Below are 14640 nucleotides of genomic sequence, written 5' to 3'. Positions count from 1 at the left end.
TTTATCAAGAGATCAGCCTTCAGTATGGACATTCAACATCAAGATTCAAAACGCGGCGGTGTATTTTTTATGGAGGAAGATGGTCGACGTCTTGCTGAAATTACATATCAGTGGCAAGAAGCATCGACCATCGTGGCTGATCATACCTGGGTAGATAATTCCTTACGCGGTCAAGGCGTAGCACGCAAAATGCTGGATGTACTGGTCGACTTTGCCCGCAAGAATAGCTTAAAAATTATTCCCCAGTGTTCCTATGTAGATGTCATGTTTAAACGTGATCGCAGCCTACAGGATGTGGCAGCTGCTATTTAGCAATTGAATTAAACTTATCCAAGATAGAGATATGTTGTAATTTGCCTTTAAGTGCAGGTACAGAAATACGCTGCAGCAGGTTATATACGCCATAACCTGCCATCAGGCCTATGCTGTTCCATAACACTTCTTCATATTTGCCTAACAGCGTAAGTATTCCTATCATCAGGCTTACACTGATATAAAAAAACATACGACGGCGAACAAACTGTAAAAGCGTCCAGCCTACAAAAACTGAACTGAGCAAAATGTTGGTCTCGGTCATCAAGGCCATCTCATTCAGCATAATCAAAAGCATAAAACATATACACAACAACGCTACAGTGAAAATCAGATCTTTTAACATCAGGTTTCACTCCTTCATCATTATCGCTATATATCTGAAATCATTGATTTCCTCTCAGGAGGTAATTGTTAGAAGTTTTCTTTGGAAAAGCAAACCTAAAACAATGTAAGCAAAAACGGATATTTGCTTAAAAAATGATCGACTTAAATTAAAATAATTGATTAAATTATGCTTTTAATTCTTTCTTCAGTGAGATGACCTGATGCTACAGCTTTGCTACGCCAGTGAGCGGGTAGAATCTGAACAAGAGTTATTGCAGGATCTTAGCGATATATTATCTGTAGCGAGAAAATTTAATAAAGCTCATCAGATTAACGGGGTTTTATATTATTCCCATGGTAAGTTTTTTCAATGTCTGGAAGGTGAAGCAGAGGTGGTAGAAAATCTGTTTCAGAGCATTTGCCGTGATTCACGCCATCATCAGGTGCTTCGCTTTCAGGATGCAACGGTAGAACGTCCACATTTCTCGGAATGGTCAATGAAATATGTCCATAAACACAGTGAAATTTCTTCTTTATTTTCACGTTTAGGTTTAGGTCAGTTTGAACCTCATGCACTGCAACAGGAACAGCTGGGCGGATTTCTGCAACTGCTCTATCGTCTGGATGAAAATCAGGCCAATCTTGCTTCTCCTCAAGGTTATAAACAGCGTGGTTATATTCCCTATTTTTAATTGACGCTAAAAACAAAAAAAGTCCGCTATGCGGACTTTTTTGTTGTCGATAATGATTTAAGTCATTTCAATCATGACCTTTAAAGCCTTTTCGTCAGAGGCATGTTTAAACACCTCATAAGCCTTTTCAAATTCAGCAAACTTGAAGTGATGGGTGGCCAGTTTTTCCAGTGGCAATTTGCCGGAACAGCAGGTTTTGAGCAGCATGCCAGTGGTATTGGTATTGACCAGGCCTGTGGTAATGGTCAGGTTTTTAATCCAGAGTTTATTCAGTTCAAAATTAACCGATTTACCATGTACACCGACATTGGCCAGATGGCCGCCCTCTTTTACAATGTGCTGACAAATATTCCAGGTGGCTTCCAGGCCCACCGCTTCAATAGCACAGTCCACCCCTCGCCCATCAGTAAGTTCCAGTACACGTTGAATAGCATCCTCATTGGCTGAATTCACGGTATGGGTGGCCCCAACAGTTTTGGCAAATTCCAGCCGGTTATCATCGACATCGACCATGATGATATTGGCTGGAGAATAAAACTGGGCAGTGAGCAAGGCACTCATGCCAATCGGGCCGGCACCGACGATCACCACATTGTCTCCCGGTTTAACCTGACCATATTGCACCCCAATTTCATGTGAGGTCGGCAAAATATCGGAAAGAAAGACCGCGACATCTTCATTTAACTCTTCAGGCAAATGATACAGTGAGGTATCGGCAAATGGGGTACGCACATATTCGGCATGAGTACCATCAATCATGTAGCCCATGATCCAGCCGCCATCATTACGACAGTGGGCATAGAGCTGTTTCTGGCAGTTTTCACAGGTTCCACAGCGGCTGACGCAGGAAATAATCACCCGATCGCCTTTTTTGAAGTTTTTGACTGCTGAACCGACTTCTTCCACAATACCAATACCTTCATGACCGAGAATCCGGCCATTAAAGCTGCCGGTTTTTTCTTTTGCAACCTCCTCAATTTCGGGATTTTTACCTTTCCAGATCCCGAGGTCGGTACCACAAATGGTGACTTTGCTAAGTTTGATAATGGCATCAGTAGGTTGCAGAATTTGGGGAATGGGGCGTTCTTCAAAGCGGATATCATTGGCGCCGTAATAAACCATGGCTTTCATTGTTGTCATGACAGATCTCCTAAGGAAATGAGGGTCTGAACAAGAGAGATAAAGCTATTTTTTTGCTGCCTTTACAGCCTGGAAAATCATCAGGAGGGTTGAGAATAAAAAGGATCGAAATACTGTTGTTCTTATTGATTGTGCCTAGGGCACTCAAAGACTGCAATGAGTCTTATGTTTAGATTGCAACAAAAGATAATGAAAAGAAAAAAGATAAATTTTAGCTGTTCTAACAGTGAAATAAGAAAGTTGATTTAATCTCGGATGAGGTTCTATTTTCTTAAGAAAAGATAGAAAGCGAATTTAATTTTTAAAATAAAAAAGCCCGCTATTACGGGCTTTTTTATATAAATTTTTAAGCTTTTAAAGCGCTAATCAGTTTCTGATGTAGCCCGCCAAAACCGCCATTGGACATGATCACCACGGCATCGCCCTCACCTGCTTCAGCCACTACGGTCTGGATAATCTCATCCAGAGTACGTGCGACTACAGCTTTATTTGGCGCAGCGTCAATTACCGGTTGCAGATCCCAGTCCAGACCTTCAGGTTGATACCAGATCACTTCATCCGCTAGACGCGCGGAATGTGCCAAGCCATCTTTATGACTGCCCATACGCATAGTATTGGAACGTGGTTCAATAATTGCCCACAGCTTACGTTCACCGAGACGCTTGCGTGCGCCATCAAGGGTGGTATCAATCGCGGTTGGGTGATGGGCAAAGTCATCATAGACTTCAATGCCGCGTACAGTGTCCAGCAGTTCCATACGGCGCTTAACACCGCCAAAGTTTGAAAGTGCTTCACAAGCCATTTCAATAGAGACACCGACATGTTCAGCAGCAGCAATCGTTGCCAGTGCATTGGCTACACTATGCTGACCCGTCATATTCCATTTCACTTCGCCTTTCACGATACCGTATTGGAGTACCTTGAAGTGAGAACCATCTTCTGAAAGCTGTTCAGCATAAAGCTCAGATTTTTCATTGGCATCTAATGAAGTACGAACCACAGGTGTCCAGCAGCCCTGCTCTAGCACTTCATCAATATTTGTTTCAGTAATTGGCGCAATAATGCGGCCTTCACTTGGAATGGTACGCACTAAATGGTGGAATTGTTTCTGGATTGCTGCCAGATCATCAAAGATATCGGCATGGTCAAATTCCAGATTGTTCAGAATCGCAGTTTTAGGATGGTAATGTACGAATTTGGAACGCTTGTCGAAGAAAGCAGAATCGTATTCATCGGCTTCAACACAGAAGTATTTCCCGCCCCCTAAACGTGCACTTTCAGAAAAGCCAAGCGGTACACCGCCAATCAGGAAGCCAGGTTCTAAACCGGCCTGATCCAGTACCCATGCCAGCATGGTGGTGGTTGTGGTTTTACCATGGGTACCGGCCACACCTAAAACGTGTTTACCTTGTAGCACATGATCTGCCAGGAACTGCGGGCCTGAAATATAAGGCAGACCTTCATTCAGCATATATTCCACGGCATCAATACCACGTTTCATGGCATTGCCGACAATCACCAGATCCGGATGCGGCTGTAAATGGCTATGGTCATAGCCCTGCATTAAAGTAATGCCTGCATTTTCCAGCTGGGTCGACATCGGTGGATAAACGTTTTGATCCGATCCTGTCACCTTATGGCCAAGATCACGTGCCAGTAATGCCAGTGAACCCATAAAGGTGCCACAAATACCCAAAATATGCAGATGCATCTACTTCACTCCATTTTGCCTGACACATCACTTTGTACTGGTGCTGTTGCCATGATTTATTCGATTTGCAAGCAACGATAGCAAGGCTTTGACCGAAAAGATAGTCAAAGTTCAAGCATTCCTGCGGGATTTTTTAAATCCTGTTTCACAGACAAATTCAGGGAAATTTTCAAGCTTCCGGAATATCTTTTGGCAAAATAAATCGTAAAATAAGCCCGAACTTTTTGCAGAGTGCATGCAGATGCTACCGGCTCTATTTCTTCTGGTGATTGCCAACTGTTTTATGACCTTGGCCTGGTACGGACATCTCAAATTCCTGCCGCATGATGCACCGCTGTGGCAGGCGATTTTATTTAGCTGGGCCATTGCCTTGTTTGAATATAGCCTGATGATTCCAGCAACCAAATTATTAGCCCAACAGGGACTGGCGGTGGGTCAAATGAAGATTACTCAGGAAGTCGTCACTCTACTGGTCTTTGTTCCCTTTATGATCTTCCTGTTCAAACAGCCGTTTAAACTGGATTATTTATGGGCGGCGCTATGTCTCTGTGGTTGTGTCTATTTTGTATTCCGCAGTTCTTGAAATCATCTACTAGCCACTACTTCCCTATTTTTATTCCAGTTTTTAAGAATCTGCTAAAAAAATAAGAAAAATCGAGCCTTGCTTTGACCGTTAAATTTTATGAAGCTGAAAAATCAGTCTATAATATGCATTCCTATTCAAGCTTGGCTCTCTCGTCGAGATTTATCTTTCTTACTTTAATCTCTGGAAAATTTGCAATGAATGCGGCTGCTGCACAAGATACTCCTCTCGTAGGTATTATCATGGGTTCTCAATCAGATTGGGCAACTCTCGAACACACTGCCAATATGCTCAAGCAGCTTGGTGTCCCATTTGAAGCCGAAGTCGTTTCCGCACACCGTACCCCGGACCGTCTGTTTGAATATGCTGAACAAGCGCGCGATCGTGGTATTCAGGTGATTATTGCCGGTGCAGGTGGTGCAGCGCATTTACCAGGTATGTGTGCAGCCAAAACCGATCTGCCAGTATTGGGTGTACCCGTCAAATCTTCGATTTTAAATGGTGTCGATTCATTGCTTTCTATTGTGCAAATGCCAGCGGGTATCGCCGTAGGAACATTGGCCATTGGTCCTGCCGGTGCAACCAATGCAGCCATTATGGCAGCACAGATTTTAGGTTTAACCCGTCCAGAGATCGCAAAAAATGTCGCAGATTTTCGCGCGGCACAAACCGAGAAAGTCGCAAGTAACAATATTCCAGGTCAAATGTAAGTCCAAGCTTAATACGGGATCAAATACAATGGATAAAACCATCGGTATTTTTGGTGGCGGCCAGCTAGGCCGGATGATGGCACAAGCCGCACTACCTCTAAATATTCAATGTACCTTCTTTGAAGCCAATACGGATTGCCCTTCTGCGGCTTTGGGTCCGGTTTTCTCAACCAAAGCCGTAAATGGCTTGCAGGACTTTATCAATAGCGCAGATGTCTTCAGCCTGGAGTTTGAAAATACACCATTGGCTGATGTCGATGTTTTAACGCAAAACAAAGATATGCATCCGCCACGTCAGGCTTTAGCCATCGCACAGCATCGTCTGTCTGAAAAAGCCCTATTTGATGAACTGGAAATTCCGGTTGCACCGTATAAAGCGGTGACTTCACTGGAAAGCTTGCAGGCGGCCGTTGCTGAGCTTGGCTTACCGATCGTGCTGAAAACCTCTCGTGGTGGCTACGATGGTAAAGGTCAGTTTGTTTTACGTTCAGCCGATCAAATTGATCAGGCTTGGGCGGAACTCGGCCCTGCCGGTGAACTGATTGCAGAAAGTTTTGTGACTTTCTCGCGTGAAGTATCGATCATTGCGGTACGTGGTCAAAATGGTGATGTCAAAACCTGGCCATTGGCGGAAAATCATCACCACAACGGCATCCTGTCGCATTCGATTGTACCTGCGCCAAATAGTGCGGATCTGCAGCCAGTCGCGCAAGACTACATCACTCGCCTGCTCAATCACTTAAATTATGTGGGTGTATTGACCCTTGAGCTGTTTGTGACAGACAAAGGCCTGTATGCAAACGAGATGGCACCACGTGTGCATAACTCAGGTCACTGGTCGATTGAAGGCGCTGTTTGCTCGCAGTTTGAAAACCATGTTCGTGCGGTCGCAGGTCTGCCACTGGGTTCAACTGAAGTGGTGCGTCCAACCGTGATGGTGAATATTATCGGTCAGCATCCAAAAACTGAAGAAGTCCTGGCTTTAGAAGGCGCACACCTGCATCTGTATAACAAAACAGAACGCGAAGGTCGCAAGATTGGCCACGTCACTTTGATGCCCATAGACAGCACTCAGCTGACCATTTTATGCCGTCAACTGGCGAAGATTTTACCGAATCCATTGGCATTGAGCGAAGATATGACCATCTAAGCTTTAAGCTGCTGATAAAAAAAGCGATCACTTCGATGATCGCTTTTTTATTTGTCCAGATTCAGGCATGATTGCGCCTCTTTAAAAATCCCCTGCCATTGGTCGGATCATTTTTAAAATCAATTGCTTATAAACTGATCAATTGAGTATAAATATAATAATTTAATTCGCTGCTATTTTGAGCTGAATTCTGTGTTATTCACTTGTGGATAAACTTAACATTGAGTTTGAATTTAAAACTGGAAATAGGTTTTGAATTTAAATTCATAAAAATAAATTCAAATTTAAAGCTGAACTTTGAATTTAAACTTTGCTGTTTAAATTCAAAAATATGAATTCAAATTTAAAAGCTGATTAATGAATTCAAAGTTTTGAATTTAAAAATAGTTACTTCTAATAAAAATGAATTTAAAACAGAAATGCTATATACCATAAGCCTTTGGTTGATTGAAGAGTCCTGATTTAAAGGTAAGTTATCCATAATAATTTTTTAAATTCAAAAGTAATTTCCTGAGTTTTGAATTTAAATTTAAAAAAGAGCCTGATTTGAATTTAAATCGGAATTGTGGATAAGTTTTTAAATTTAAAAGCTACAAAATGAATTCAAAAGTGTAGGAATTATGAATTTAAATTTACGCATTGGCGCTTTAATTTTCATCATGAACTGCTAAGGTAGAAACATAATTCAAAATCTAAATATTTAAGGGTCTTATGCAACGGCTTGCACTTTTTGTTGGTTCTTTGGTTTTAGCTGCTACACAGGCACAGGCAGAACTGATTATTAATGGTCAGCGTGTGACATCAACGGATATATCTTCTGTGCCGAGCAGCCCGGTCAATTATGCTTCCCAAAATAATTTTCAGAATTGTCTTGCCAATTTGCGCAGTCAGGCGATTGCACAAGGTGTAAGTAGTTCAACCTACGATCGTTATACACAAAATTTAACACCCGATTATTCTGTGATTGAAAAGCTGAATTATCAGCCTGAGTTTTCGACTCCGATCTGGGACTATCTGTCTGGACTGGTGGATGAAGAACGTGTGCAGCTAGGCCGACAAAAATTACAGCAACATCATGAGGTATTAAACCGGATTAGCGCAGCCTATGGAGTGCCGGCAGAAACTATCGTAGCTGTATGGGGCGTAGAAAGTAATTTTGGTGATATTTCCGGGAAATATCCTTTATTACAGTCTTTGGGTACCTTGAGTTGTGAAGGTCGTCGTCAAAGTTATTTCCGTGGTGAGTTCTTTACCACCATGAAATTGCTGCAACGGGGTGATGTCTATGAAAACCAATTAAAAGGTTCGTGGGCAGGGGCTTTTGGTCATACCCAGTTTATGCCATCGACTTATGATGAGCTGGCGGTTGATTTTGATGGGGATGGTCGTCGTGATTTAGTCGGCAGTATTCCTGATGCACTGGCTTCTACAGCCAATTTCCTGAAAAAACGTGGCTGGCAGACTGGCCAACCCTGGGGCTTTGAAGTAAAAACTCCACAAGGCATGTCTGTTGCAGGCGAAAGCCGACGCAATAAAAAATCACTGAGTAGCTGGATGAACCGTGGTGTGGTGCGTGCTGACGGTACTCCGCTATTGCAGGGCAATTTATCAGAATCTTCTCAGGCTGGCTTATTGGCGCCTGCAGGCGAAAATGGCCCGATATTTTTAGTCTTTAAAAACTTTGATGCTATTTACAGCTATAACACAGCAGAAAGTTATGCTTTAGCGATTGCACATTTATCTGACCGCTTACAAGGTAAGGGAAGCATCCAGGCAGCTTGGCCAACCGATGATCCAGGCACGTCACGTTCGGAACGTCGCGAGATCCAGCAATTCCTGTTAAACCGTGGTTATGATATTGGTGAGGTAGATGGTCTGATTGGGGATAAAACCCGTCAGGCGATTCGTCAGGAACAGAGCCGTCTGGGTTTAAGCCCGACCGGTCGTGCAGGACAGCAAATCCTGCGTGCATTTAGAAATGAAAATGCCAAACTAATGATGCGTTAGGAAGAATTTAGACATGATCTAAATATGGTTCTTCATCATAAAAAAAGGTCTGCCAATATGCAGACCTTTTTTATAACTATATATAGTGAGTTTAAAGCTGCTCTTATACAGAGGTAATCGTGCCCAGAACACGATAACCTGATGCGCCTGTCACAGCCGGCAGATTGCCGCTGAGTTGATTCATAAAACGCATCGCCAGCCAGGCAAAAGCCGTGCCTTCTACCCAAGTCGGATTTAAGCCAAGATCGGCTGTGGTTTGTACGCTCCAATGATGTTTGCGTAAACGCCAGCGTAACTGTTCCAATAAATGCGAATTATAGGCACCACCACCACAGACATAGACTTCACCGGTATCCAGACCAGAACGGTAAATGGCTTTTTTAATCGCGCGGGTAGTGAGCTTCATTAAAGTGGCTTGCACATTCTCTGGTGTATCTTCAAGTTCATCATATTGAAGGTCATTGCGCCAGTCGGCAATCTGTTCGTCCAGCCATTCCAGATTAAAGTCTTCGCGGCCGGTACTTTTCGGTGGCTCTTTTGAGAAGAATTCATGTTCCTGTAAACGATCCAATAGGCTACGGACTGGCGTGCCATAAGCCGCCCAGTTACCATTTTCATCAAAAGGCTGGCCAGTATAACGCTGACACCAGGCATCCATCAGAATATTGGCAGGGCCGGTATCAAAGCCATAAACCTGATCTGGTTGACCTGCCGGCAGAATGCTGACATTAGCAATGCCGCCCAGATTCAGAATCACACGGTGAATACTGTCATGCTGGAAAATATCCTGATGAAAAGCAGGGACTAAAGGAGCACCTTGACCGCCAGCAGCCAGATCACGACGACGGAAATCAGAAATGACCGGAATCTGGGTGATTTCCGTAATAATATTTGGATCGCCAATTTGCAGGGTAAAGCCATGTTCAGGACGATGCCGGATGGTCTGACCATGCGAGCCAATGGCCTTGATTTGAGATCGATCTAAATTATTTTCTTTAATCAGCGTATTGATGCCATGACCAATCATTTGTGCCAGTGCGACATCAGCTTTGCCCATGCGGTCGATTTCATTGTCATCTGGCAAAGTCAGTGCCATCAGTTCATCACGAAGATCGGGATCAAAAGGCAAGGTGAGGGTAGCATGAAGCTGAAGTGGATCAAAAGAAGCAGCAACAATATCGACACCATCCATGCTTGTGCCGGTCATTACCCCAATATAGATCGCTGTCATGATTATTCTTAAGCCTGCAATGTGCTGAAAAAGTGTTAGTATATCGCACAAATTGTATAACTGATCTATTTGGATTTTGTGATGTCAAATTTCCTGCCGGCTGAAGAACAACTTGCCCTCATCCAACGAGGCACCCACGAAATTATTTCTGAAGAAGACCTTCTGAAGAAATTAAAGCAGAATCGTCCTTTAAAAATTAAAGCGGGTTTTGACCCAACTGCACCGGATCTGCACCTAGGTCATACAGTTTTAATCAATAAATTAAAAGTATTCCAGGACTTGGGTCATGAAGTGTACTTCCTGATTGGTGACTACACTGCGATGATCGGTGACCCGACTGGTAAAAGTGCAACCCGCCCGCCATTGTCACGTGAGCAGGTGTTGGAAAATGCAAAAACCTATCAGGAACAAGTATTTAAAATTCTTGATCCAAACAAAACCAAAGTCGTGTTTAACTCGGAATGGTTTGCACAAAAAACTGCAGCTGACCTGATTCAATTGGCATCACAACAAACAGTTGCACGTATGTTAGAGCGTGATGACTTCACCAAGCGTTATAACAATCAGCAACCGATTGCGATTCATGAATTCTTATATCCACTGGTTCAAGGTTATGACTCAATCGCCTTGGAAGCTGACGTAGAGTTAGGGGGTACAGACCAGACTTTTAACCTGTTGATGGGTCGTACTCTGCAAGGCCGTTATAATCAGGAAGCGCAGGTGTGTATCACTGTGCCAATTCTTGAAGGTCTAGATGGCGTGAACAAGATGTCTAAATCTTTAGGCAACTATATTGGTGTATTTGATGCACCTGGCGCGATGTATCAGAAAGTACTGTCTATGCCAGATTCATTGATTGAGCGTTATTTCGATCTGCTCAGCTTCAAGTCTATAGAAGAAATCCAAGGCTTACTGAAAGAAATCGAAGAAGGCCGTAACCCGCAGGAAGTGAAACGCATTCTTGCGCTGGAACTGGTGGAACGTTTCCATGGTGCTGAAGCTGCCGCTCACGCCCATAAAGGTGCAGGTAATATCATTACTGAAGGTGAACTGCCTGAAGGTACGCCAGAAGTGACTATTTCACGTGGCGAATTTGGTGGTGAGATCTTCATTACTTCAATTTTACGTGAAGCTGGCTTAACCAAAAATGCTGCTCAAGCTAAAGATGCCTTAGGCCGCGGCACTGTGAAAGTGGACTGGAAACCGGTTGATGCGTCTTTTTCTGTGAAAGAGAATGTAACTTTAATTATTCAGGCCAGCAAAAAAGCAATTGCAAAAGTGACCTTCGTTGACTAAGGCTGGTTCTAAGTTATTGAAATAAAAGCAGGCTTCGGCCTGCTTTTATTTTTTAAGTTGTATATGAATTATATAAATATAGAAATTCAAAAAAAACCTTATAAAAACAACATTTAAATTTTGCCATTTGGCTTGCATTTCTGGTTTTTTGTGTATAAGATTTATTCGTCTAGAGATTACGTGAAAAGCATATCTAGAGGGTAATGATCAATAACAGACAACTCCATAATTGATCAGGTCTCTAAGTAAAGAGACAAGTTAATATAATGTGAATAACTATAATAATGACATAATGGATCGGGTAAAGATTCAATTCTAAGGAAGAGATTTTGGGAGAGATCTCTTCCTTTTTTATTGGTGTTGTCTGGCTATATGATGTTCAATCTTCAATAAATTCAACACAAAGATGGATGAATCAGCTTGGATTCAGGTTAAATCCATAGTGAGATGAATGAATCATCTTTGAATCTCAATCCATCTATAAAAAGAAAGGTAAATAAGGTGTATCAATACCAGACTGAACAGATGTTTGATGAAGACATCGATTTCATTTTGCGTTTTCTCTTCGAATATGAGTCTGCTGAGCGAAAACAAAAATCTTTTGATCAGGTACAGGCCTTATTTCAGCAATTAGATCTTGCCTCCCACTATTTACTCTTTTCATTAGTCAAAGAACGCCTGCCACGTCGGGCCAAATTATTGTTTGCTGCTGAAGACTATAGTGGTAAGAAAGAAGTGATTGAGGAAGTGATGCAGCACTGGATAAAAGATAAATACTCAAATGTGGCTTAATCGATTTTAATCTTCTGCTTATTCTTCTGCGCTTAAGTAAGATTTTTGGATGATCTGAAACCTAGAAAGATCATATCCTTATTTTTGTTCTTTAAAACCGAGTGTTAAGAAAAATCTGTATACAGCAAGGATTTTGACCTTGCAAAAAGCCCCATATATATAAGTCGGATAGAAAACAGCAAAATATATAACCTGATATAAGAAAGTTTCGGAAAATTCTGGATACAGCCCTTAAATTTTACGGCCTTATTTAAAAATTACAGTTTTTTGATAGTTATCAGGTCTTAATAAATTTTACTGTTTTAAATTGAATTGCAATGAATACGGCTTTTATTGAAGAAAAATGCTCAAAATTTAGATAAAAAAGCAATTTTTTAACGAAATTCGTAGAAAAAAGATACATACGTGAAAAATATAGTGAATTGGGGGTTGCAATGATTCTGAAATCCTCTAGAATGCACCCATACCGACGAGATAGACGGAAACAAACGAAACGCGAAGCGTTGAGTTGTTGAGTTTATCGAAGTCCAGCTTCTGGCATTGACGAGATGTTAGAAAGATCATTAAGAGATTATGAAGAACAACTTGTGTGGATTTTTACTGGTTGATTAATCGAAATTATTTTCATTGATTGAATGGTAGAAATTACTCGAAGTTTATTTGAGAAATATTTGTCAGAAAATTGATGAGCCAAGTTTAAGAGTTTTACTTATAAAACTCGAAATGATTTTAACTGAAGAGTTTGATCATGGCTCAGATTGAACGCTGGCGGCAGGCTTAACACATGCAAGTCGAGCGGGGATAGGGTGCTTGCACCTGATTCCTAGCGGCGGACGGGTGAGTAATGCTTAGGAATCTGCCTATTAGTGGGGGACAACGTTCCGAAAGGGACGCTAATACCGCATACGTCCTACGGGAGAAAGCAGGGGATCTTCGGACCTTGCGCTAATAGATGAGCCTAAGTCGGATTAGCTAGTTGGTGGGGTAAAGGCCTACCAAGGCGACGATCTGTAGCGGGTCTGAGAGGATGATCCGCCACACTGGGACTGAGACACGGCCCAGACTCCTACGGGAGGCAGCAGTGGGGAATATTGGACAATGGAGGCAACTCTGATCCAGCCATGCCGCGTGTGTGAAGAAGGCCTTTTGGTTGTAAAGCACTTTAAGCGAGGAGGAGGCTTACCTGGTTAATACCTGGGATAAGTGGACGTTACTCGCAGAATAAGCACCGGCTAACTCTGTGCCAGCAGCCGCGGTAATACAGAGGGTGCAAGCGTTAATCGGATTTACTGGGCGTAAAGCGCGCGTAGGTGGCTAATTAAGTCAAATGTGAAATCCCCGAGCTTAACTTGGGAATTGCATTCGATACTGGTTAGCTAGAGTATGGGAGAGGATGGTAGAATTCCAGGTGTAGCGGTGAAATGCGTAGAGATCTGGAGGAATACCGATGGCGAAGGCAGCCATCTGGCCTAATACTGACACTGAGGTGCGAAAGCATGGGGAGCAAACAGGATTAGATACCCTGGTAGTCCATGCCGTAAACGATGTCTACTAGCCGTTGGGGCCCTTGAGGCTTTAGTGGCGCAGCTAACGCGATAAGTAGACCGCCTGGGGAGTACGGTCGCAAGACTAAAACTCAAATGAATTGACGGGGGCCCGCACAAGCGGTGGAGCATGTGGTTTAATTCGATGCAACGCGAAGAACCTTACCTGGCCTTGACATACAGAGAACTTTCCAGAGATGGATTGGTGCCTTCGGGAACTCTGATACAGGTGCTGCATGGCTGTCGTCAGCTCGTGTCGTGAGATGTTGGGTTAAGTCCCGCAACGAGCGCAACCCTTTTCCTTATTTGCCAGCACTTCGGGTGGGAACTTTAAGGATACTGCCAGTGACAAACTGGAGGAAGGCGGGGACGACGTCAAGTCATCATGGCCCTTACGGCCAGGGCTACACACGTGCTACAATGGTCGGTACAAAGGGTTGCTACTGCGCGAGCAGATGCTAATCTCAAAAAGCCGATCGTAGTCCGGATCGCAGTCTGCAACTCGACTGCGTGAAGTCGGAATCGCTAGTAATCGCGGATCAGAATGCCGCGGTGAATACGTTCCCGGGCCTTGTACACACCGCCCGTCACACCATGGGAGTTTGTTGCACCAGAAGTAGGTAGTCTAACCTTAGGGAGGACGCTTACCACGGTGTGGCCGATGACTGGGGTGAAGTCGTAACAAGGTAGCCGTAGGGGAACCTGCGGCTGGATCACCTCCTTAACGAAAGATTGACGATTGGTAAGAATCCACAACAAGTTGTTCTTCATGACGATGTATCTGAGGGTCTGTAGCTCAGTTGGTTAGAGCACACGCTTGATAAGCGTGGGGTCACAAGTTCAAGTCTTGTCAGACCCACCACTACTGACGAAGCGTTAATTGCAGACGAAGTAAGATACATTGACTTATTGATAAGCTGGGGACTTAGCTTAGTTGGTAGAGCGCCTGCTTTGCACGCAGGAGGTCAGGAGTTCGACTCTCCTAGTCTCCACCAGAATACTTTTTAAAGCACTGCTTTTAAAAAGTATGCAAGACAAGATCACGAAGTGATCGCGTAGTTGTCTTGGAGGTTAAGCCTTAGGCAAACGGTTTGATAGCTTATAGAGCTTAGTAAGAAAGCGGCGTATAATGCGCGGCATTGTTA

The 14640-nt window shown here is 43.2% G+C and carries 12 protein-coding genes, 2 tRNA genes and 1 rRNA gene; 11 read left to right on the top strand and 4 right to left on the bottom strand.

Annotation, left to right across the window (positions count from 1 at the left end; genetic code table 11):
* The first annotated feature begins 24 nt into the window (after nucleotides 1-24).
* Complete coding sequence (locus AC4MCC_RS14305; RefSeq protein ID WP_004780333.1) at nucleotides 25-312, top strand: GNAT family N-acetyltransferase; 288 nt, start codon at nucleotides 25-27, stop codon at nucleotides 310-312.
* On the opposite strand, the gene AC4MCC_RS14300 is transcribed toward AC4MCC_RS14305, so the two are convergent.
* Entirely contained in the window at nucleotides 305-658 is a 354-nt protein-coding gene (locus tag AC4MCC_RS14300; protein ID WP_419365837.1) for a hypothetical protein, read from the bottom strand. The two genes, AC4MCC_RS14305 and AC4MCC_RS14300, sit on opposite strands and share 8 nt — an antisense overlap.
* 202 nt (nucleotides 659-860) lie before the next feature.
* Between AC4MCC_RS14300 and AC4MCC_RS14295 the strand changes: the two genes are divergently transcribed.
* Nucleotides 861-1331: a BLUF domain-containing protein gene (locus tag AC4MCC_RS14295; protein ID WP_491885476.1), complete on the top strand. Its 471-nt coding sequence runs from the start codon at nucleotides 861-863 to the stop codon at nucleotides 1329-1331.
* 57 nt (nucleotides 1332-1388) lie between these two features.
* Here AC4MCC_RS14295 and AC4MCC_RS14290 read toward each other — a convergent pair whose 3' ends face one another.
* Both AC4MCC_RS14290 and mpl read right to left on the bottom strand, forming a co-directional pair.
* Nucleotides 1389-2471 (bottom strand): zinc-dependent alcohol dehydrogenase family protein, encoded by a 1083-nt coding sequence (locus AC4MCC_RS14290; RefSeq protein ID WP_491885475.1) that lies wholly within the window; start codon nucleotides 2469-2471, stop codon nucleotides 1389-1391.
* Nucleotides 2472-2817: 346 nt separating this feature from the next.
* On the bottom strand, nucleotides 2818-4182 hold the full coding sequence (gene mpl / locus AC4MCC_RS14285; RefSeq protein ID WP_491885474.1) for a UDP-N-acetylmuramate:L-alanyl-gamma-D-glutamyl-meso-diaminopimelate ligase: 1365 nt from the start codon (nucleotides 4180-4182) through the stop codon (nucleotides 2818-2820).
* 241 nt (nucleotides 4183-4423) lie between these two features.
* On the opposite strand from mpl, the gene AC4MCC_RS14280 reads away from it, so the two are divergent.
* From AC4MCC_RS14280 to AC4MCC_RS14265, 4 genes are all read left to right on the top strand, one after another.
* A complete protein-coding gene (locus tag AC4MCC_RS14280; protein ID WP_004780323.1) occupies nucleotides 4424-4765 on the top strand; it encodes a DMT family protein in 342 nt (113 codons plus the stop codon).
* Between the two features lie 197 nt (nucleotides 4766-4962).
* On the top strand, nucleotides 4963-5475 hold the full coding sequence (gene purE, locus AC4MCC_RS14275) for a 5-(carboxyamino)imidazole ribonucleotide mutase (RefSeq protein WP_180004433.1): 513 nt from the start codon (nucleotides 4963-4965) through the stop codon (nucleotides 5473-5475).
* A 28-nt stretch (nucleotides 5476-5503) separates the two neighbouring features.
* The gene (locus tag AC4MCC_RS14270) at nucleotides 5504-6625 is read left to right on the top strand and encodes a 5-(carboxyamino)imidazole ribonucleotide synthase (RefSeq protein ID WP_419365841.1); all 1122 of its coding nucleotides are present in this window, start codon (nucleotides 5504-5506) and stop codon (nucleotides 6623-6625) included.
* Between the two features lie 711 nt (nucleotides 6626-7336).
* A complete protein-coding gene (locus AC4MCC_RS14265) occupies nucleotides 7337-8632 on the top strand; it encodes a lytic murein transglycosylase (protein WP_491885473.1) in 1296 nt (431 codons plus the stop codon).
* Between the two features lie 103 nt (nucleotides 8633-8735).
* On the opposite strand, the gene AC4MCC_RS14260 is transcribed toward AC4MCC_RS14265, so the two are convergent.
* On the bottom strand, nucleotides 8736-9863 hold the full coding sequence (locus tag AC4MCC_RS14260; protein WP_180105176.1) for an anhydro-N-acetylmuramic acid kinase: 1128 nt from the start codon (nucleotides 9861-9863) through the stop codon (nucleotides 8736-8738).
* 63 nt (nucleotides 9864-9926) lie between these two features.
* Between AC4MCC_RS14260 and tyrS the strand changes: the two genes are divergently transcribed.
* The 5 genes from tyrS to AC4MCC_RS14235 all read left to right on the top strand — a co-directional run bounded on the left by tyrS (nucleotide 9927) and on the right by AC4MCC_RS14235 (nucleotide 14490).
* Nucleotides 9927-11159 carry a tyrosine--tRNA ligase gene (gene tyrS, locus AC4MCC_RS14255; protein WP_161792066.1) on the top strand — a complete coding sequence of 411 codons (1233 nt, stop codon included), beginning with the start codon at nucleotides 9927-9929 and terminating at the stop codon, nucleotides 11157-11159.
* Between the two features lie 501 nt (nucleotides 11160-11660).
* Nucleotides 11661-11951 (top strand): hypothetical protein, encoded by a 291-nt coding sequence (locus AC4MCC_RS14250; protein WP_104426812.1) that lies wholly within the window; start codon nucleotides 11661-11663, stop codon nucleotides 11949-11951.
* A 730-nt stretch (nucleotides 11952-12681) separates the two neighbouring features.
* Nucleotides 12682-14219: ribosomal RNA gene (locus AC4MCC_RS14245) — 16S ribosomal RNA — on the top strand.
* A 61-nt stretch (nucleotides 14220-14280) separates the two neighbouring features.
* A tRNA-Ile gene (locus tag AC4MCC_RS14240) sits at nucleotides 14281-14357 on the top strand.
* A 57-nt stretch (nucleotides 14358-14414) separates the two neighbouring features.
* Nucleotides 14415-14490, top strand: a tRNA-Ala gene (locus tag AC4MCC_RS14235).
* The last annotated feature ends 150 nt before the right edge of the window (nucleotides 14491-14640 follow it).

The sequence above is a fragment of the Acinetobacter sp. CAU_H_56 genome (genome assembly GCF_058599425.1).
This window is presented reverse-complemented; position numbering and strand designations above follow the sequence as displayed.